Here is a 19,357-nt window from a genome sequence, read left to right as displayed (position 1 = left end):
TTAGCCACGCGAGTGGGTGTGTTTTCCTCAATTCATCAATCACTTGAAACCTTTCGGCTTTCAGGACCATTCCTTCCCATGTAGATTTGGATTGCGCTTTTTTAAATAGTCCACCTGCGCTTTCAGATAAGCATTTTCTTCTTCTACACTAGTAAAATTCTTACGGTTCCATACACCACGTTGGTCTTCAAAAGGCTCATTATTTTGCACTTTCTTTACCCAATTCGCTATTTGTGCATCACTTTTGATCCAAATCGCTCACGAAGCCGACGATATGACCAGCCTTCCTCCAACTTCAAACGAACAACTTCTCGCTTTAATTCTTCTGTATATGTTTGAAACGTTTGCCCCTTTTTTGCCATAGAAAAATCCCCTCTCAGATAGACTGTTAAGAACATTTTATCATGCTCTCTTTTTACTCTGTCTACCTGTAGGGGATAATACCAAATTGTAGATTAAAGCGCTCTTTTTTTTGTTTTTAATAAAATCTATATAGTAAGTCAGCAGCGATCTATATGTATATTACAGCTATTTAGATAATAACATTATCTTTTTTTTATGTTAGGAAGCGGATACAGTCCACCTCCGTCTGATCCTCCATTAACCATCCTGTTACCACCGGAACTCTCAGTCGCACCTTTAAAACTATCAACCAAACATTTGCATGAAAATCGTTCGGAGCTGAACAAACGGTATGACAATGCGCACTGCTATTTAGCTGCACATATCCAATTATTTAGCCGGTCATTAAGGATTGTAAATGCAAACAGAGTACAGAAGCAACCACTAAAACGATTTCCTTCTTAAGGTTCCCCAGCATGTACTTCATTCATAAGTACTGCAATTTTCGCAATGATCAAACTATCGGCTTTGCTTTCATTGGCCATTTTTTGTTTAATTCAGTTATAAAAGTTTTAACATTCTTTTTATCTTCCATAATCGGTGAATAAACGTATGAAAGTGTTCTATTAAAGGATTCATTTTTTAATTGAATTATAGAAAGGATTTTATTTTGTACATCCCTTTCAATGACACTTTGGGAAAGGAGAGCCAGCCCTGTGCCGTTTTTTATAAGTGTTTCTTTAATTCCTTGATTGCTGCTTATCGTCAGTATCGATTTAATTTTCAAACCATTAGTGCGTATGACGTGGTTAAGGTACTCACGTGTACCAGAGCCAACTTCCCTGGTTACCCATGCTTGGTCATGTAAATCAGTAATCGCCACTTCGTCTTTATAAGCAAGTTCATGACCATTTGAAGAAACAACGAATAGCTCATCTTGCATAAAGGGGTGTACGGAAAGCTCTTTTTCATTAGTTTGACCTTCGATTAAACCAATATCCACTTTGTATAGCCGAACGGCTTGAACGATTTCTTCGGTGTTTCCAATTACAACTTGAAGTTCAAGCTCAGGATAGTCCTTTTGAAGGTCAATGAGTAACGAAGGGAGGATATACTCTCCTATTGTAAAACTTGCCCCTATCTTTAATTCACCTTTGATGGACTTATCATGTTCCTGAATGTCCTCTCGGGTCTGCTCATAGATTGTGATCATTTGTTTAGCCCGATCGTAAAGAATTTCACCTGTTGAGGTGACTTTTAGGAATTTAGGAGAGCGGAGAAATAGTTTGGTTTGGAACTCTTCTTCTAATTTTTTTATGTGCAAACTAACACTTGGTTGCGACATAAGAAGGATTTCTGCTGTTTTTGTAAAATTCTTGACTTCTACAAGGGTCACAAATGTTTTTAAAGCATCATAGTACATAGGAATTCCTCCTTATTATTAATATTCTTAATAGTTGCAATAAATTATATATATTTTACTAATGATGTACATTCCAGTAAAGTTTAATGAGAAACTTATTTTAGGAAGAGTTTAAGCGGGGGAAGGCTATCGTCCTTTATAACCTTATTTTTTATTTTATTTGTATCGTGGTTTGAAAAAGTGTTCCCTTCCTGTATGAACTGTACTTTCTGATTTTTTTTGCAGTTAAAACCGACTTGGTCTATAGGAGTAAACGAGTTAATTAAATGGATGGAAATAAAGGTTAAATCCGCTCGTTGTATATAAGAGTCAATTAAGATAAGTTTATATTCTTTTGTGAGGTGGAAATGGTGCAACTTCAGGTAATGAACAGTCCCTTTAATCATGAACAGGCAGAGCTTCTTAACACTCTTCTGCCTAGTTTGACAGAAACACAAAAAATTTGGTTGAGCGGTTATCTGACCGCATCTTTATCAGTTTCGAATATTGGAACAGCCGATGCCCCGGTAATGGAGGCTCAAGGCAGCGGGAAGACAGTATCAAAAGATGTTACCATTCTTTATGGTTCACAGACAGGGAATGCTCAAGGGCTGGCGGAAAATGCGGCGAGAAAGCTTGAGGGTAATGGCTTTCAGGTTACCCTTTCATCCATGAGTGACTTTAAAGTGAACAACTTGAAAAAAGTCAAAAATCTTCTTATTGCCGTTAGCACGCATGGAGAAGGTGATCCGCCAGATAATACATTGTCTTTCCATGAGTACCTTCATGGCAGGAGGGCACCAAGCCTTGAGGGTCTCCGCTATTCGGTATTGGCGCTTGGGGACAGCTCATATGAGTTTTTCTGTGAAACGGGAAAACAATTCGATAAACGCTTGGAGGAACTTGGGGGGACACGGTTATTTCCGCGAATGGACTGTGACCTTGATTATGATGAGCCTGCTTCCGAATGGCTGGATGGAGTCATTTCCAGTTTAAGTGAAGGGCAAGTCAGTTCTGCTGCTGCAGTTCCCGAAGCAAAAGCTTCTGTAGGTGAAAAAACTTCTTATTCGAGAACAAATCCGTTTAAAGCGGAAGTGTTGGAAAACATAAATTTGAACGGACGTGGCTCTAATAAAGAGACACATCATCTCGAGTTATCACTTGAAGGCTCTGGCCTTACATTCGAACCTGGTGACAGCCTTGGCATTTATCCGAAAAATGATTCGGATTTAGTGGATAAACTTCTTTTGGAACTCAATTTGGACCCTGAAGAAACCGTGAAGGTCAATAAGCAGGGAGAACTTCGTCGGCTAAGGGAATCGCTCATCTCCGACTTTGAAATAACGGTATTGACCAAGTCGCTCATTGAACAAGCGGCACAGCTTTCTGATAACGAGGATTTAAAGGAACTTTTAAAGCCTGGTAATGAAGAAAGGTTGAAAGAATATCGAGAAGGCCGTGATTTGCTTGACTTTGTCCGTGATTTTGGTTCATGGGGTGAATCGGCGCAAGAGTTCGTATCCATACTCAGGAAAATGCCTGCCCGCCTATATTCGATTGCGAGTAGTTTATCCGCATATCCGGATGAAGTGCATTTGACAATCGGTGCTGTCCGGTATGAAAGTCACGGTCGTCAAAGAAAAGGTGTCTGCTCCATTTTATGTGCGGACCGAATACAGCCCGGGGACATGCTGCCTGTTTACATCCAGCATAACCAGAACTTCAAGCAGCCTAAGAACCCAGACACGCCCATTATCATGGTTGGACCTGGAACGGGCATTGCTCCGTTCAGATCCTTCATCCAGGATCGCGAAGAAACGGAAGCGAACGGGAAAACGTGGCTCTTTTTCGGCGATCAGCATTTCGTGACGGATTTCCTATATCAGACTGAATGGCAACAGTGGTTGAAAACAGGTGTACTTACGAAAATGGATGTTGCCTTTTCTCGTGATGCGGATGAAAAAGTGTATGTTCAAAACCGGATGCTGGAGCACAGCAGGGAATTATACGAATGGCTTCAAGAAGGGGCAGCTGTATACATTTGCGGGGACGAGAAAAACATGGCACATGATGTCCATAATACGCTTATTGAGATCATAGAAAAAGAAGGTCAGATGAGCCATGCTGCTGCGCAAGCTTATCTTGACGATATGCAACAGACTAAACGTTATCAGCGTGATGTTTACTGAAATTTGGATGAAAAGGAGATAACGAAATGGTGAACCCACTATTAAAAGCACCAGAAGGCCTGCCTAGTGATGTTGAGCAAATTAAAGAAAAAAGTGATTATTTGCGAGGAACACTTGGAGAAGTTATGCAGGATCGGATCAGCGCCGGTATTCCAGATGATGATAATCGATTAATGAAACATCACGGCAGCTATTTGCAGGATGACCGGGATTTGCGCAACGAACGTCAAAAACAAAAACTTGAGCCTGCCTATCAGTTCATGTTGCGTGTCCGGATGGCCGGCGGGGTTGCACAGCCTTCTCAATGGCTTGTTATGGATGACCTTGCTCAGAAATACGGTAACGGTACATTGAAATTGACAACAAGACAGACATTTCAAATGCACGGTATTTTAAAATGGAATATGAAAAAAACCATTCAGGAAATTCATGCGTCCATGCTGGATACAATTGCTGCATGCGGAGATGTAAACCGGAATGTAATGTGTAATTCGATTCCATTTCAATCCGAAATCCACTCGGAAGTATATGAATGGTCGAAAAAATTGAGTGATTATTTATTACCACGTACAAGGGCGTATCATGAAATCTGGCTAGATGAAGAAAAAGTCGTCGGTACACCTGAATTGGAAGAAGTTGAACCAATGTACGGACCGCTTTATTTGCCAAGGAAGTTTAAAATAGGCATTGCGGTTCCTCCATCCAATGACATTGATGTTTACTCCCAGGACCTTGGCTTCATAGCAATTGTTGAAAGTGGAAAACTCGTTGGTTTTAATGTGGCGATCGGGGGCGGTATGGGAATGTCCCACGGTGATAAGGCGACATACCCCCAGCTAGCCAAAGTAATTGGATTTTGCCAGCCAGACAAAATAGTGGATGTGGCTGAGAAGATCATTACAATTCAGCGTGATTACGGAAACCGCTCCGTTAGGAAAAATGCACGGTTCAAGTATACGGTTGACAGGCTTGGGCTCGAAGCGGTAAAGGCTGAACTTGAAAATCGGTTAGGATGGAAGCTGGAGGAAGCGAGAACATATCATTTTGATAATAATGGTGACCGCTATGGCTGGGTAAAAGGCATGCAAGGAAAATGGCATTTTACATTATTCGTCGAGGGTGGCCGAATCGCTGATATCAATGATTACAAGCTGATGACCGGTTTGCGCGAAATCGCAAAAATCCATACGGGTGATTTCCGTTTGACCGCCAATCAAAACCTGATCATTGCCGATGTATCAAGTCAGCAAAAGAAAAAGATCATAGAATTGCTTGAAACATACGGTTTGACGGATGGTGCACATCATTCAGCCCTCCGCCGCAGCTCGATCGCATGCGTGGCGCTTCCAACATGCGGATTGGCAATGGCAGAAGCAGAGCGTTATTTGCCGGTTCTGCTTGATAAAATTGAAATCATCGTTGATGAAAACGGACTGCGGAACGAAGAAATCACGATAAGAATGACCGGTTGCCCGAATGGTTGTGCCCGGCATGCACTAGGAGAAATTGGTTTTATAGGTAAAGCACCTGGCAAATATAATATGTACCTCGGTGCAGCATTTGATGGAAGCAGGCTAAGCAAAATGTACCGTGAAAACATCGGTGAAGAAGAGATTTTAAAAGAGTTGCGTGTACTTCTTTCCCGTTATGCGAAAGAACGTCAGCAAGGAGAGCATTTTGGGGACTTTGTCATCAATGCAGGCATTGTTAAAGAAGTGACGGATGGTACGAATTTTCATGATTAATTATAACGAACGAGAGACAGGAATGGATTCCTGTCTCTTTTTTAGAGATTGAACAGAGTATGGTTACTTACTGGCAGCATAGGAGCCTTAATAAACAGGCAATTGACATCGATAGTATGCCCTCTTGATTATTCAGAGACCCCGGTTTGGAGGATGTCAACTTTGGTTTCTACTTTAATGTGCATCATGGGATAGATCTTTCTCCATTGTTCATAGGTCATTTTTTTATTTTTGGCATGATATTTTTCCTTCAAGCCAATCGGGTCAATGTTTTTTTTCTGTAAATCTTTAATAAGACGGTTTGCCTGCCTGTTTAAAGAAGTTTGCATTTCCTTTTCAATTATTTTTATCATCTTTTTATTGGTAAGATTGTCCTTTCGCATTGATTCTTTAATTTGTCCTTTAATTTTGAGCTTTATCGTAATGGACGGATTTCGCTCGGAGTTGGATACCTCATAATTTGAACCGCTTCGAATACTTTCCACGACGATATCACTTTTCTGCTTGTCGTTTAATTTAAATTTGTAAATTCCCCGTTTATGAAATTGAACTAATGTCTTGAAAATGAACATATCATCCGTTCGAACTTTACTGACCATTTTATTTTCATGAAACAAGGCCACTCCTGAAACTGCAACTTCTTTATTAATTATTTTAAATAAAGGAAGAAACGAATCTCCGCCATCTTCCAGGGAGTTTCTTAAAAAAAGATGGAGGTTTGTATCCGGTCCATTCCCTGTTTCAATTTGTTGATTAATTAAGTCCGATAAAAAGATTCCAATATTTACATTCGAATCTGGTGGTTTGGTATTTATGAAATCCTTGACCTTTCCTTCAACGATGGCCAAAAAGACCCTGTTTCCAATTTGAGGTTCACGGTAGAGATAATCGGTCAGTTCTGTCATTCCTATTTCATGTACCATTTTCTCGCTAAATAAAAAGATGCGTGTCTGTCCTAGCATCACCGGCTTATCCGCTTTTTTGGATACGATAGCCTGAACATCACTCGTTGTCGTCGATGTTCCAGTTAAGATTTGATATGTACCCAATTTTTCCTGTTGGAAGATAGGGATGACGAACATTCCTTCGATTATTTTATCCTTTCGTATATCGTAGCCAATGGCTTGGGCCATATTGACTTCATCAACCACTTTTGGCTGGGCACAGCTGCAAAGGAGAGAAAAAGCCAAGATGACAAGAAAGAATTTTCTCATAAACTTTTCCTCCTTTTCTTTATATAAATGATGAACAAAAGAAGAGGCAAATATAATACAAGGAAGAGCACGGCGTATGGATTGATTATTTTATTCAAAATATAAAGGGAATCTTGATCAAAAACAAATATATTAATGATCAGGATAATAATGGACATCGCCCATAATGGATACTTTTGCTGAACATTGAATATGCGCTTGACACCTCTGCTGGCAGCCCACAAGCAGATGGTCATGTTGGGTATGACAAAAATGGCCCACCAAGAAATTTCTATATATTCAAATCGCTGAATAAAGGGCAATTCGACAATGCTGGTCATTGTAAGTGTCGGCCATATAGTCAGTTCCAACTGTTTTTGAGAATAAAAAATCAGTGAAACTAAATAAATAAATACGGTTAATAAGGTTGTTGCTATGGCTCCTCCATGAGCATATTTTTGTGAAGTTTTAGCATCTTTGATGAATGGATAAAACATCAAGATCATTTCAAACCCAAGCATAGTTAAGGAAGTACTTTTGGTTCCCTTTAGTATATCCAATAGATTGTGGTCGAATATAGGAAGCAAATTGGTTAATTCAGAGTATCTCATGGCATAGAATAGAACAAAGAAAATCCAGTAAGAAAAAACGACGCTTAAAAAGGCAATTCCCGTAATTGTACGGAAGCCTCCCGTGTTTATATAATAAATCAGAAGCAATAAAACCACTGTAAACGCCCAAGAAGCTACCCCTGCAAACATCCATACATGTATGACATTTATATAGCTGATAATCATATTCATCCCAAGGATCAAAAAGTAAAGAATGAATAATAGACTGAAAAAATTCCCAATCCATTTTCCGAATGCATGATTATTGGCAGAAATGATATCACCTGGGACGATACTAAATATTTTATATATGATCCAAATCAATATATGAACGATCAGTCCGGCAAGTAGTATCGAAATCCAGCCATCCGTTCCCGCCGACTTAGCTAAAACTCTTTGAAAACTTAATACGCCTACCCCCGTTTGCATGGAATGCACTAAAAAAAACACATAGAACGATGATATTTTATACTTTTCTTTAACTTCTACATGGTTCATATAGGACCCTCATTTAAATCATTCATTAAAATCATTTTTTTTGATTTTCGCTTTTTTTGGCGTTGGCTGTCTGGACGTATCTTCAGGATGTAAATTTTCAGGTCTGGATTTAAAAAAATTATAAGGAAGCCGAACAAAGCTATCTTTCCAATCTTGGATGCGAAATGGATATATGGGTTCAAGGTACGGATGTCCCATTGACGTTAATTTGATAAGGTGGGTCATCAAAAACACGGCCGCTATGATAATGCCAATTCCCCCCCAAATTGAGGCCCCCAGTAAAAAGGGGAAGCGCAGTAACCGAATGGCATTCCCCATTTTATAAATAGGAGTAACAAATGATGCCAACGCCGAGAGGGCAACGATGATCAATAAGATATTACTTGTCAGACCAGCTACAACTGCCGCTTGACCGATAACGATACCGCCGACGATACCTAATGTCTGACCTACCTTTGTTGGCAGCCTGGCTGCCGCTTCACGTAATAACTCAATGGAAATCTCCAAGAATAATGCTTCGATCAAAGGCTGAAAAGGTATTAAGTTCCTTGAAGAGACGATCGTTTCCAACAAATCTTTAGGAATCAGTTCATAATGATAGGTCAAAACGGCTACATAAATGGGAGTTGCAAATATGGAAAAAGCGACCGCGAATATCCTTAATAAACGGAAAGCAGATGCCGGAACCCAAGGCATATTATAATCTTCCATGGTGATAAAGTATTCCAACAATATGGTTGGAGTAATAAGTACAGAGGACGATCTATCGATTAACAAGGCTACTTTACCTTCAGCCAATGCACTTGCAATGCGATCAGGCCTTTCCGTATTTAGAAAAAGGGGAAATACGGTATTTGAATTATCATATAGCATTTGCGCGATATGTGACCCGTCCAATATTTCATCAAACTCTACGTCATTGATCCTTTGTATAATATTTTCAACATTTTCCTGATCAACAATCCCTTCTATCGATAACACTGCCACTTTCGTTTTAGACAAGGACCCTACAATCATTTCACTTACTTGCAACCCAGGGATAGGCAGCCTTTTTCTGACTAGATTCAGATTAATATCAATATCCTCGACAAAAGCTTCTTGAGCACTTATGATTCCAAATTCAAGTTCAGGTTTATTAACTTGCCTGTCTCGTTGGGCCGCAGCATTGATTAATAGGCATTCATCAAGATTTCCATCTAAACGAATGGCAATTTGGCCTCTCATGATCCTTTCTTCGATTACAACCTTGGTACTGGTGATAAGTGTACTTTCAATAGGAACGTTCTCTTTAATTTGCTCCAAATTTATCGTTTCCAGAGTTGGTATGACAGAAAGAACACTTTCGTGAAGTACCTGTGCATCAATTAAAGAGCGATAAAACGATACCCAATAGCCGACGCCATTATATGTTCCTTGATGGTTTATGAAATCATTGGATGAAGAAAGGGAATTGAATAGGCCCCTTACATCCGAAGCTTTATTTAATTCGTCATTTTTAACAGAATGTTGAATGGTTTTTTTTTTGAACTTTCTACGGTTAAACAATGCTGTCACCTCTAAACTAAAGCTTATTATCCTAGCATTTGCAATTTAATTACATATTAACCATTTTAGTTTGCACATCTGCTCGTTTCGGAAAGGGGATGCATTAAAAAAACCTTTGTTTTAAAAGCTATCAACATTTCCATATTGATTATTGTTTTGGTTCCGCTAGTTTTTTTCTAGCCAAAATCCCTAATAATACAACCGATATTTTTAAAATGGGAGATTTTGCAGGGATATGTATTTCCCTTTATTATGTATTTCCCTTTATATTGATTGGCTTGCCAATTTTTACATTCGTAATCGTTCAAGTGAATAGGAGTAGGAGAAGTGGATGAAAAGATTATGGTTGATCTTGCTTATTCCTATGCTTGCAGGCTGTTGGGATAGTGAAAATATTGAAGATTTATCCCATGTAATGGGGGTGGGAATCCATGCCAAATAAGCCTCTGATAGGTCATTTTTTTTCGCTATGCTGCACTCTTGTGACACATGGTATACTGATAGACAACACCCAATATATCAAAGACTGTCTTTTTCTCATAACGGTGGGATTTTCGCCCGTTTTTCTGTAGGAGGACAAACAGGCGAAGTAGAATCTTTGATAGCTCTTGGGTGCTTTTTTGTATCGCTTGAAACAGCAGTAAAAAATAGTCTTTGATGATATAAATAGCTTTATATTCACTAAGTTCTCGTTTTTTCTGGATGAGGAGTAGTTGTCGCATTTGAAACATGGTAGAGGAACAGAGAAGAATGCCAATCAGTTGACCATAGAGATGACATTCTAATCGCTCTTTTTTGATCTCTTTACAATCATCTATTTCAAAGAAGGATTTCCAAGTTTTAAAGAGTAATTCGATTTGCCAACGTAAGGAATAAAGATCGTGAACATGTTCCGTTGCAACATCTTCGGGTAGAGCATTGGTTATGTATACATTCATAGCACTCAATCGTTTACTGCGTTCTTTCATGACAATCCCTTTCTTTTTCTCCTTTAGGGCTTGATTTTCCCACCGTTTTAGGGTTTGTTCTTCCGTAAGCCGGTGGATAATGACTTTTGATACTGGCCAATGTAAACGTCAGAGATCTCATAGGTTTGTCCTGGTTTTAATTGATGCATAATCTCTTCCATATCCAATTGAATATACTCGGTTTGTTTTTTGACCGTTCCATTTTTGAAGTATTCGGGATTAGAATTTCGCAGATAAATCCGAGTGTTTAATTTTAAGCGAGAGATATAATAGGCTCCTTTCTTACCCATTTGATAGAGATCTTTCAAGTCAAAATAACCTAAATCACGTATACATAAGTCACCCGTTTCTACCGTTTGTAAGCACGTAGAACCGTAGGTTTTATCATTTTGTTTACCAGGTCCTGAGTGAACGTGCAGGAATTGACCACTGAGGAGATCATATTCTAATTGAACCTTTACGCCAGCTGTATGACTACTGCCTCCAGATCCTTGATAGGCTGAGGCAAACATGTCTGGGAGTTGAAAGGTCGTAGAATCCATGATTCGTATACGCTGAAACTGAGAAGCGTAACGATGAGGAAGAGCCTGAGAGGCATATAGCTTTTGAGTAAGCAAGGAAGTAAATACCTGTTCTAAGAACTTGACAGCCGAAGGATTAAATCGTTGATTGAGTCCTTCAGGACTTATCAAGACTCCCGTTGAAGATTCTAAACAACTACATAACTGTGTTAGGGAAGTACTCGCTACTTTTTGGCTTAACCACACGCACAACGCTATTAAATCTTTAGCTTGGTACTTACTCGTCCTTTGAACAAAACCTACCTTTTTAGCTAGCTCTTGGAGAGCTTGTGGAGCCAAGGATCGTTGTAGTTCCTGTGAAAAGAGGGTAAGTTCGTCTGAAATTTCGCGACTCATAAAAAAACACCAGCCTTTCCATGATATTACAGAAAGGATAGCGTTTTTTTCGCTTTCGGGGAAATGATTTGCCCTTAGCTTGATGGGCATGTGGTGGAACCCCTAAAAGGGGAACGTTAGACGGTCAAAAAATTGAAGTGAAAAATACTTCTGCTACACCAGGGGATTTTCAAGAAGAAACGCAAATATGGAATATTGAAGTAACAAGCGAGCAAACCGATACTGAAGGGAAAAAGCAAAAGGTTATCACTCCCTATTCTGTCTTACTTAAAGCCAATGGCGACACTTGGAATGTGGACGGGGTGAGGATCGATGAGTGAACAGGCTGCTGTTGAATCAATTGGCAAGGAAGAAGTTAACCAAGGATCTAAGTGGTGGAAATGGTTGATTGGGGGCAGTTTGTTAGCTTCTTCGCCTTTGCTGGTTATGCTTCTTCTGTTATTCGGGTTTATGTTCATGTTTCTCATGATCTTTGGAACGATGACGGAAGAAGGTGAAACAAAGATCATTGGAGGGGAGATTTCGCAAATTGGAGAAAATGAAATCCCTGCTGAATACCTTCCCGTTTATAAAGCTGCTGAAGAAAAATACGGGGTTCCGTGGAATCTGCTTGCGCTCATCACCGGGTAGAAACCAGGTTTTCAACATTAGAAACTATGGTTTCCCCGGACGGGGCAATCGGACATTTGCAATTCATGGTTTTAACTTGGATTGGTTGGTCATATCCAGGTGGGGATCGGCTAGGAAATGCAGATAGAATTGATTTTGCGTGTAGTATTGGCCAATCGGTCCCAGCTTCAAAAGACGGTAAGGTGGTTTATGCCGGTTGGCAAAACCCGAATAATCATAAAGAAGGATACGGACTTTATGTGTGAGTGGATCATGGAAATGGTTCTAAAACGACATACGCCCATTTATCCGGTTTAAGTGTAAGTCTGAGTTGTGGAAATGGGTGATGTAGTCGGGAAGTGTGGCAACTCGGGTTCGTCAACGGGTCCACATTTACATTTTGAGATTTATCAAAATGGATCTCGGATTGATCCGTCACCATTTATCGGTTTATAACCCAGATAACTAAATAACGGCTTCACAGAATCGATTTTGCGGGACTTTTTGGTCAAAGGTAAGGGTATGAGTCTTAAATGTTCTAAAAACAAAAATAAAGCCGTTTAAAAACGTTTTAAATCGATGTGGATAATTTCGCATCTTTAAAAATTTAAAGGAGGGTTTAATATGCCAGCTTTTTTCACACCAGTAACACCTATTCGATATGTATCTTTTAATTTTGAAGGATATATTGATTCATTAAAAGAGAAGTATTTGGGTGACTTATCTTTTTATAATGATTTAACGAAATATGCATCAAACGAAGCACGTTTAGAACAAAAGAAAGATAAATTTGAAATTAAGTTAGATCACTCACACGTTGTGGAACGAGCAAAAGAACGTAAAAATAAACAAACAAATGATACGCCTGTTAATAATAAGAAGTATATTCAAACGAACTTCAGTAGGTCTGTACATGAAGGAGGTGAAAGATGATGAAAAAACGAAACGTAATAATCGCATCCATTCTCATCTTTTCACTCGTAGTCGGTGTATATGCTTATCAATTCATGTTTCCGAAACAAGAATATGCGGTTAGTACATCAGATCCGCTTGCAACGAAAGTTGGAATGGATGTATTAAAAAACGGGGGAACAGCTGTTGATGCTGCTATTGCGATTTCGTATACGCTTGGAGTTGTTGAACCTTATGCCTCAGGAATTGGCGGAGGCGGAGGAATGTTAATCGATCGTGCCGATGCCTCTCCGACATTTATTGATTACCGAGAGGTAGCACCTAATGATGATAAAGGTGAAGATGTAGGTGTACCAGGATTCGTCGCTGGTATGGATTATATTCATCACAAATATGGGACGTTGCCGATGAATGAGTTAATTGATCCTGCTATTGGATATGCAGAAAAAGGTTTTACGGTGGATCAAGATTTGCATGATCATCTCATATCGTATAGCGGCAACATTGATGAGCAAGAACTAAAAAGCTTTTATTCAAATGGAAAAGCGATTGATACTGGTGATACTTTAAAGCAGTCGGAGTTAGCAGACACGTTGCAAACCATCAAAGAAGAAGGACCAAATGCTTTTTATAAAGGTGAAATTGCAGATGAAATACAGGGTGAAACAGAAATTTCAGTACGTGATCTACGTGAGTATAAGCCTGTGGAACGAAAGCCTTTAATGACGACTTATAAAGGGCATGAAATCATCAGCGCACCTCCTCCGTTTTCAGGTGCAACATTAATTCAAATGTTGAAAATGGCCGACAAAGAAGATGTTTGGAGTTTAAAAGAGAAACACCCAAGCCTTTTCTATCATTATCTCAGTGAAATTTCGAAAGTGGCGTATCAAGATCGTTTGAAAAAGATGGCTGACCCATCATTTATTAAACAAGCATCTGATGACTGGGTGGATGATCACTACGTAAATTTATTAATTAAACAAATTAATGAAACCCAAGCTAACAAAACGAAAGTTAGTGACGTGGAAGAGCACGAAAGTACAACCCACTTCGTTGTCATAGATGGTGATGGAACGGTTGTCTCTACAACGAACACACTCAGTAACTTTTTCGGAAGCGGTAAATATGTAGATGGTTTCTTTTTAAATAATACGCTTAGTACGTTCGGTGAAGGAATTAATAAAATCGAAGAAGGAAAGCGCCCGAGAACGTTCACAGCGCCAACTATTATTCGAGAAGGTGACGAATGGATAATGGCCATCGGTACACCGGGTGGAAATCGAATTCCACAAGTGCTAATGCAAGTAATGGGGAACTATTTTGAAAATAACCAATCAATTAAGAAATCCATTGAAAGCAAACGAGTGATTTTCGAGTCGCATAAGTTTTATTCAGAAGCTGAATTGAATGAACAAACAAAAGATCAGCTAAAAACATATGGGTATGATTTGGAAACTAATGATAACCCAATGTTCTATGGAGGCGTTCAAGCGCTCGTCAAAGATTTAAAGAAAAATAGGATTAAAGGTGACGCAGACTTACGGCGTCACGGTTCATGGGAAAAAGATACTAAATAAAATAATGGAGGATTGAATAATGATCGTAAAACAAATCGTAGGAGTAATTGGCCCAATTGCAATTATAGCAGGAGTAGTTGCTGGACTTGGATTGCTAAAACATCCAGCAACATTATCTCCGATTGGGGTACAGCCACATCGCCATCAAGCTAACAATAACGAGTTACCCCAAAACGATAAAAACGAGTAAGATGTACAAAATTTTCGTTCTGGGGGTATTATGATTTCTTACCTTGATGGGCATGGGGTGGGAATCGCTAAAAGTAAAAATAATGATGAAATCATGTTAACACAACAAATCCTGGTGCCTCCAAGAAGTGTTTTTGAAAAGAGAATCAAATCAAACTAAAATCAAGATACTTTGCTCATAACCAATCATCAAAGTATCCTTCATTTAAAGATGTATGAAGGAAATAACCGATGGAAGCTATCGTTAATCAGTCAATACGCGATAACAATATGAAACCTATTTAAAAGAGATTGAGCGTATTGCCGAGGCTGAAGTTGAGAAGGATGTCGAGAAAATCGTAGACAAATTACAGCATGAATATAAAACAGGGGTAGCTGGATTATTTCTGTATGTGGAAAATCAGCATCCGAAGTTTTGGGAGAAACATAAGCAGAAATGGGATGAAATTTTTAGTAAAGCTGATATTAATTATCAAATTGACATAAGGATCATAGACTTTGGTTCAAAAGGAGGGGTGAAGTGAATTGTCAGGGGTAAAGGCAAACATTCCATAAATGGACAGGCAATTCCATAAGAATGAAAAACCTTCCAAATGGGAAGGCTTCAGTTTGTAGACAAAAGGGTTTCGGGATGTTCTCATTCCGAAACCCTTTGGATTTTTTATTGGATGGGAAGGTTTTTTTGTCAAGGCTCATCAAAGAAAAAGTCCCATCATTTAAAAAGGCTTATCGAAAGTTCTGGGAAGATTCGTCACTTCATGTGCAACCCTGATGCCGGATTGGATGGCTCCTTCAATCCAAGCAGGTACTGTTGATGTATGCTCTCCAGCGAAGTGGACCCTTCCTTCAGGAGTTGGGATGTATGGAAACAAGTCCGTTTCCTGACCAGGTTTAAACATGGAGAAAGCTCCGTATGCGTACTGATTCCGGGTCCAGCTAAAAGAAGCTCCTGATAAAAAATGATCGTATACTTGTTTTCCATGGACCCTTTCCAAATTTTTTAATGCGTTTTGTATACGATCTTTTTCCGGGAGGATATCCCATAAAGTGGCATCATCCTCCCATGTATAACTTGCTAAAATGATACCAGATTCACTTGGGTTTACCGTTTGGTAGGGGTAATAAGAAAATCTAATGGGTAGATCGGTCATCAATTTACCTCCGAATATTCCTTCCCTTTCCCAAAATCTATTTCCGAACTGAAGTCCGATTTTTGTTGAAGCAGGATAATGGAGTTCCCTTATTGCCTTCCACTTATTATGGGAAAAGGAATTGCGGGGTTCAATATCCATAAATGACAACAATTGAAGAGGTATTGTCACGATGGCAAGATCACCGGTAACGGTTAAGGGTCTATCGCTTTGAGTGTGTTTAGAATGGATGGTTACTCGATTATCATGTTGAACAATTTTTGTCACTTCATATCTGAAATTTAGATTTTCCTTCAATTCGGGTACAAAAGCATAAGGAAGCCGGTCGTTTCCCCCCTCGATTGCATGAAAAACGATGTTAGGATCAAGAAGTGGTAAAAACTCCCTGAGAATGGCAGTAAAGGAAAGTTCAGGTAAACCTTCTAAACCCATTAGGACTTTAATGCTTTCAATTGCACCGGTTGATAGACTCGTCCCTACTGGATTGTACTGTAAAAAGAAGCTCAAGGAGTATTTATCAAATTCTTTAATAACTATTTCCCAATTTCTAATTGGGTTTTGAATGATGAAATCAGTCACTGGTTTAATTGCCATGTTGAATAATTCTTCAGCTGTTTTACCTCTTTCATGGGGAGCTACTGGGTACTTCAGTATATCCGGGTTCCGTTGATATATGGCAGCGGTCGTTTTGATTCCATTGGCATAAATGGGATCATTAGGAGTCGCGTTCACAAAAGGGATGATTCGTAAACCGTACTTCTTGATGTATTCAGCAACTAAGTAATGATAATTCGGAATGCGCATGGCACCTGCTTCAAGGTAGGAACCATCCGAAAATGGCTCCCGTATGGTCAAAACACGCCCCCCGACCCTCCCGGTTGCTTCCAATATCGTTACATCGTGTCCGGCTTCTTTTAAGAGGGATGCTGCAACTAACCCAGACATGCCGGCACCAATGATAATGATTTTTTTTGGTATTTTGGATGGTCCCAGTCCATTTCTGATGAAAGCCAGCTTTTGATCGGTTGAAAGCGGATCTTTGTAAAGGGACAAAGTGTTGTTCTCCTCTCGGGTTCACTTTCCTATATCGGATTTACGCTATCATATTCTTATTGGTTCACCATTTATGATGGGTCTTCAATAATTTGTCTTGTAAGTATCCAAAATTAACAGTCTTCACGTAAAAAAGCTTTCTTTAAATCTGATAATCTTTGAGTTATGCCTCCTTTGAAGACGGGCCCTTTCACCATTTTTTAATGCCTTATATATCCCAAAAATAACCTCGGCAGAATATTAGAGAAACCATTCAACCAATAGCCATCATTAAGTAACTCTCGGATTTTCTATAAAACCCATGAAAACTTAGTTCGTGGAATATTATTAAATATTTTCCTTTACAACGGAGATACTACCAAGATACAAAGGCATTTATCACCAACTTGGGAGGTAACTAATACTTTTGTCGTTGGTCTTGTTATCGCTATTTGCAGTTTATTTTCAGGTGCAGTATTCCCGATTGGGGAAGCCTTGATCGTTCCCGCAAGCCTAATCTTGGTCCTATTATGTATTATGAGTGCATTCTTGGTCTTCACGCACAGCGTAGACAAAAATGAAAATTTTTCTAAGCGGGGGAGGTTATAGGGTGCCTCGCCGCGCCGTTATAGCGATTATCATTCAGTTTTTAATCGGCAGTTATGTTTATGGAACCGCCATTTACCCTGTATTATTTATCCAAATGTCACAATCCTTACCGACCCGACTTCATTCCGTGCCGTGTTTGCCACATATATAGTGGGCTTTGCGATATTGTTGCCAGGTTATTTCTGGTCCATCTTCATGAAAGATCAGCGCCGAAAGTTAAAACGGAGACAAATGTCAAACTAGTTCATCTTGGAAAAGAGAGGTTATCACTATGAAAATGTTAGATCTGCTAAAATATACGGTTTTAGTCATCTCACTTTTTTTGAGCTATCAAGCGGTTGAAGCACATGATAAAAATTTTCAGGTCGATGGCCCCTATATTTCAGCAAAAAGAGATGTAACAGGAGACCAGAAAATAGACATCATCCAGGTACAGGGGCTGCCATATGAGAAAGGAAGCAAATTTCTGAAGAAAATTGAATTGAGTGTTGATAGCAATCGCCGTACAATTAGCGTTCCGCTTGAAGCAGGGTATAATCCAGACCTCAAGGTTACGGACTTGAATAATGATGGTATCCAGGATGTATTTGTCACGGTTTTGATGGAAGGTGGAGAGCGGTTGATAACCAGTTATGCCTATACGTTCAAGGATGGAAAAGCGAAGGAACTGGAAATCCCTCCACCCGTTCCTGTAATGGCCCAATTTCTTGACGGATACAAAGCGGAAATCATTATAGAAGGTCAAAAGCCTGTGGTGATAGATGTCAGTTCCAGAAAACAAGCTTATGATGAAATGGGCATTTATCTAAATGGAAAACTAAATGAACCGACAGAGCTTTTGGTTGATCCATATTCATCACTGGACCTTAAGACCGTTTTTGGAAAAGGGAAAGCGCTTGTGGGAGTCCAGCATGTAAAAGGGTCCGATGAACGTGATTCAATCCTGGAAATCAAATCGGTATGGAAGTATAACAATGGATGGCAGCTTGTAAAAGCCCAGGTTAAGCCAGTCAAGGCGAAGAATAATAAATAGTAAAGTGTGAATGGTAAATTGTTCAGACATATCAAATAAAGCAGGTTGACAGCTCTTGGTTTTGAGGGCTGTTTTTTGTTTATAATTAAAAATTGACAATTTTTAATTATTTGGTAAAATCTAAATAAATCCAGTTTATACATAATCAAACTTTCTTGCTGGGTTAAATGTAAGCGGATACAAGGGGGGTGCAGACTTACGGAGTTAAAAGAAAAAATAATCGAAACATCGTTGACACTCTTCGAACAGCATGGTTTTCATGGTGTCTCCGTTAACGAAATCGTCAAGGCATGCGGAACTAGCAAGGGTGGATTTTATCACCATTTCTCGTCCAAAGATGAGCTTTTATTTGTCATTCATGATTACTTTATTTCATATGTTTTAACTAAAGCACAGGAAGCCATTTCAGCAAGTACCCATCCAACAGAAAAAATGCAAAAGATTATTCAATCTTTCGTTAAAGTTTTTGACCTCTATAAACCACACATCTCAGTTTTCTATCAAGAAAGCATTTACTTAAAACCACCTTATGTAGAAGCAATCAAAAAAAAACGTCAAATATATAAAGAAATTATTTTTTCCGTCATCAAAGAAGGCATTGACAAGGGAGTGTTCCGCAGCGAATTACCGGTTGAAATTACCGGGATGTCGATTCTGGGCATGGTGAACTGGTCCTACAAATGGTACAAAAGGGACGGCGGAAAAACCATAGATGAAATTGGTGATATTTACGTAGATTTAATTCTGCAGGCACTATTGACGGATAAACAAAAAGAAGAGGAAATAACCCGGCCATTTTTACTGAAAAACCAATTGGTTGTGGATTAAACAG

The 19,357-nt window shown here is 39.2% G+C and carries 19 protein-coding genes and 2 pseudogenes; 13 read left to right on the top strand and 8 right to left on the bottom strand.

The window, feature by feature from the left end:
- A pseudogene (locus AC1DVK_RS20065) lies at nucleotides 1–362 on the bottom strand (transposase); the annotation flags it as partial.
- Between the two features lie 494 nt (nucleotides 363–856).
- Nucleotides 857–1,765: a LysR family transcriptional regulator gene (locus AC1DVK_RS20060; protein WP_061463051.1), complete on the bottom strand. Its 909-nt coding sequence runs from the start codon at nucleotides 1,763–1,765 to the stop codon at nucleotides 857–859.
- Nucleotides 1,766–2,115: 350 nt separating this feature from the next.
- On the opposite strand from AC1DVK_RS20060, the gene AC1DVK_RS20055 reads away from it, so the two are divergent.
- The gene (locus AC1DVK_RS20055; RefSeq protein ID WP_477627228.1) at nucleotides 2,116–3,933 is read left to right on the top strand and encodes an assimilatory sulfite reductase (NADPH) flavoprotein subunit; all 1,818 of its coding nucleotides are present in this window, start codon (nucleotides 2,116–2,118) and stop codon (nucleotides 3,931–3,933) included.
- Between the two features lie 26 nt (nucleotides 3,934–3,959).
- Nucleotides 3,960–5,678, top strand: coding sequence for an assimilatory sulfite reductase (NADPH) hemoprotein subunit (gene cysI / locus AC1DVK_RS20050; protein WP_061463053.1), 1,719 nt, complete (start codon nucleotides 3,960–3,962; stop codon nucleotides 5,676–5,678).
- Between the two features lie 128 nt (nucleotides 5,679–5,806).
- Here the strand turns inward: cysI and AC1DVK_RS20045 are convergent, their stop codons facing one another.
- The 4 genes and pseudogenes from AC1DVK_RS20045 to AC1DVK_RS20030 form a co-directional block, all read right to left on the bottom strand.
- Complete coding sequence (locus tag AC1DVK_RS20045) at nucleotides 5,807–6,892, bottom strand: Ger(x)C family spore germination protein (protein ID WP_410863409.1); 1,086 nt, start codon at nucleotides 6,890–6,892, stop codon at nucleotides 5,807–5,809.
- The gene (locus AC1DVK_RS20040) at nucleotides 6,889–7,980 is read right to left on the bottom strand and encodes a GerAB/ArcD/ProY family transporter (protein ID WP_410863411.1); all 1,092 of its coding nucleotides are present in this window, start codon (nucleotides 7,978–7,980) and stop codon (nucleotides 6,889–6,891) included. The genes AC1DVK_RS20045 and AC1DVK_RS20040 overlap by 4 nt, the downstream gene beginning before the upstream one ends.
- A gap of 18 nt (nucleotides 7,981–7,998) precedes the next feature.
- The gene (locus AC1DVK_RS20035) at nucleotides 7,999–9,492 is read right to left on the bottom strand and encodes a spore germination protein (protein ID WP_477627232.1); all 1,494 of its coding nucleotides are present in this window, start codon (nucleotides 9,490–9,492) and stop codon (nucleotides 7,999–8,001) included.
- A gap of 500 nt (nucleotides 9,493–9,992) precedes the next feature.
- A pseudogene (locus AC1DVK_RS20030) lies at nucleotides 9,993–11,410 on the bottom strand (IS4 family transposase).
- A gap of 137 nt (nucleotides 11,411–11,547) precedes the next feature.
- Here AC1DVK_RS20030 and AC1DVK_RS20025 point away from each other — a divergent pair.
- The 8 genes from AC1DVK_RS20025 to AC1DVK_RS19990 all read left to right on the top strand — a co-directional run bounded on the left by AC1DVK_RS20025 (nucleotide 11,548) and on the right by AC1DVK_RS19990 (nucleotide 15,224).
- Nucleotides 11,548–11,730 (top strand): hypothetical protein, encoded by a 183-nt coding sequence (locus tag AC1DVK_RS20025; RefSeq protein ID WP_061466433.1) that lies wholly within the window; start codon nucleotides 11,548–11,550, stop codon nucleotides 11,728–11,730.
- Nucleotides 11,723–12,040, top strand: coding sequence for a hypothetical protein (locus AC1DVK_RS20020; protein ID WP_477627227.1), 318 nt, complete (start codon nucleotides 11,723–11,725; stop codon nucleotides 12,038–12,040). Before AC1DVK_RS20025 ends, AC1DVK_RS20020 begins: the two co-directional genes overlap by 8 nt.
- Nucleotides 12,010–12,285, top strand: a complete 276-nt coding sequence (locus AC1DVK_RS20015) for a hypothetical protein (protein ID WP_477627226.1) — start codon at nucleotides 12,010–12,012, stop codon at nucleotides 12,283–12,285. Before AC1DVK_RS20020 ends, AC1DVK_RS20015 begins: the two co-directional genes overlap by 31 nt.
- A gap of 73 nt (nucleotides 12,286–12,358) precedes the next feature.
- The gene (locus AC1DVK_RS20010) at nucleotides 12,359–12,475 is read left to right on the top strand and encodes a M23 family metallopeptidase (RefSeq protein WP_477627225.1); all 117 of its coding nucleotides are present in this window, start codon (nucleotides 12,359–12,361) and stop codon (nucleotides 12,473–12,475) included.
- A 168-nt stretch (nucleotides 12,476–12,643) separates the two neighbouring features.
- Nucleotides 12,644–12,952, top strand: coding sequence for a hypothetical protein (locus tag AC1DVK_RS20005; protein ID WP_125161340.1), 309 nt, complete (start codon nucleotides 12,644–12,646; stop codon nucleotides 12,950–12,952).
- Nucleotides 12,952–14,511: a gamma-glutamyltransferase family protein gene (locus AC1DVK_RS20000; protein ID WP_477627224.1), complete on the top strand. Its 1,560-nt coding sequence runs from the start codon at nucleotides 12,952–12,954 to the stop codon at nucleotides 14,509–14,511. The genes AC1DVK_RS20005 and AC1DVK_RS20000 overlap by 1 nt, the downstream gene beginning before the upstream one ends.
- Before the next feature lie 19 nt (nucleotides 14,512–14,530).
- A complete protein-coding gene (locus AC1DVK_RS19995) occupies nucleotides 14,531–14,701 on the top strand; it encodes a CapE family protein (RefSeq protein WP_155727559.1) in 171 nt (56 codons plus the stop codon).
- Between the two features lie 289 nt (nucleotides 14,702–14,990).
- Entirely contained in the window at nucleotides 14,991–15,224 is a 234-nt protein-coding gene (locus AC1DVK_RS19990; protein ID WP_089363877.1) for a Ger(x)C family spore germination C-terminal domain-containing protein, read from the top strand.
- A 192-nt stretch (nucleotides 15,225–15,416) separates the two neighbouring features.
- Here the strand turns inward: AC1DVK_RS19990 and AC1DVK_RS19985 are convergent, their stop codons facing one another.
- Nucleotides 15,417–16,904, bottom strand: a complete 1,488-nt coding sequence (locus AC1DVK_RS19985; RefSeq protein ID WP_477627223.1) for a flavin monoamine oxidase family protein — start codon at nucleotides 16,902–16,904, stop codon at nucleotides 15,417–15,419.
- Between the two features lie 341 nt (nucleotides 16,905–17,245).
- Nucleotides 17,246–17,443 carry a hypothetical protein gene (locus AC1DVK_RS19980; protein ID WP_477627222.1) on the bottom strand — a complete coding sequence of 66 codons (198 nt, stop codon included), beginning with the start codon at nucleotides 17,441–17,443 and terminating at the stop codon, nucleotides 17,246–17,248.
- A gap of 17 nt (nucleotides 17,444–17,460) precedes the next feature.
- Between AC1DVK_RS19980 and AC1DVK_RS19975 the strand changes: the two genes are divergently transcribed.
- From AC1DVK_RS19975 to AC1DVK_RS19965, 3 genes are all read left to right on the top strand, one after another.
- Nucleotides 17,461–17,643 (top strand): hypothetical protein, encoded by a 183-nt coding sequence (locus AC1DVK_RS19975; protein WP_477627221.1) that lies wholly within the window; start codon nucleotides 17,461–17,463, stop codon nucleotides 17,641–17,643.
- Between the two features lie 120 nt (nucleotides 17,644–17,763).
- Nucleotides 17,764–18,525: a hypothetical protein gene (locus AC1DVK_RS19970; RefSeq protein ID WP_477627220.1), complete on the top strand. Its 762-nt coding sequence runs from the start codon at nucleotides 17,764–17,766 to the stop codon at nucleotides 18,523–18,525.
- Nucleotides 18,526–18,702: 177 nt separating this feature from the next.
- Nucleotides 18,703–19,353 (top strand): TetR/AcrR family transcriptional regulator, encoded by a 651-nt coding sequence (locus tag AC1DVK_RS19965; RefSeq protein ID WP_477627231.1) that lies wholly within the window; start codon nucleotides 18,703–18,705, stop codon nucleotides 19,351–19,353.
- The last annotated feature ends 4 nt before the right edge of the window (nucleotides 19,354–19,357 follow it).

This window comes from Peribacillus sp. P4_B1, assembly GCF_056402395.1.
Note: the sequence above shows the minus strand (reverse complement) of the source record. Positions and strands in the feature narration are given on the sequence as shown.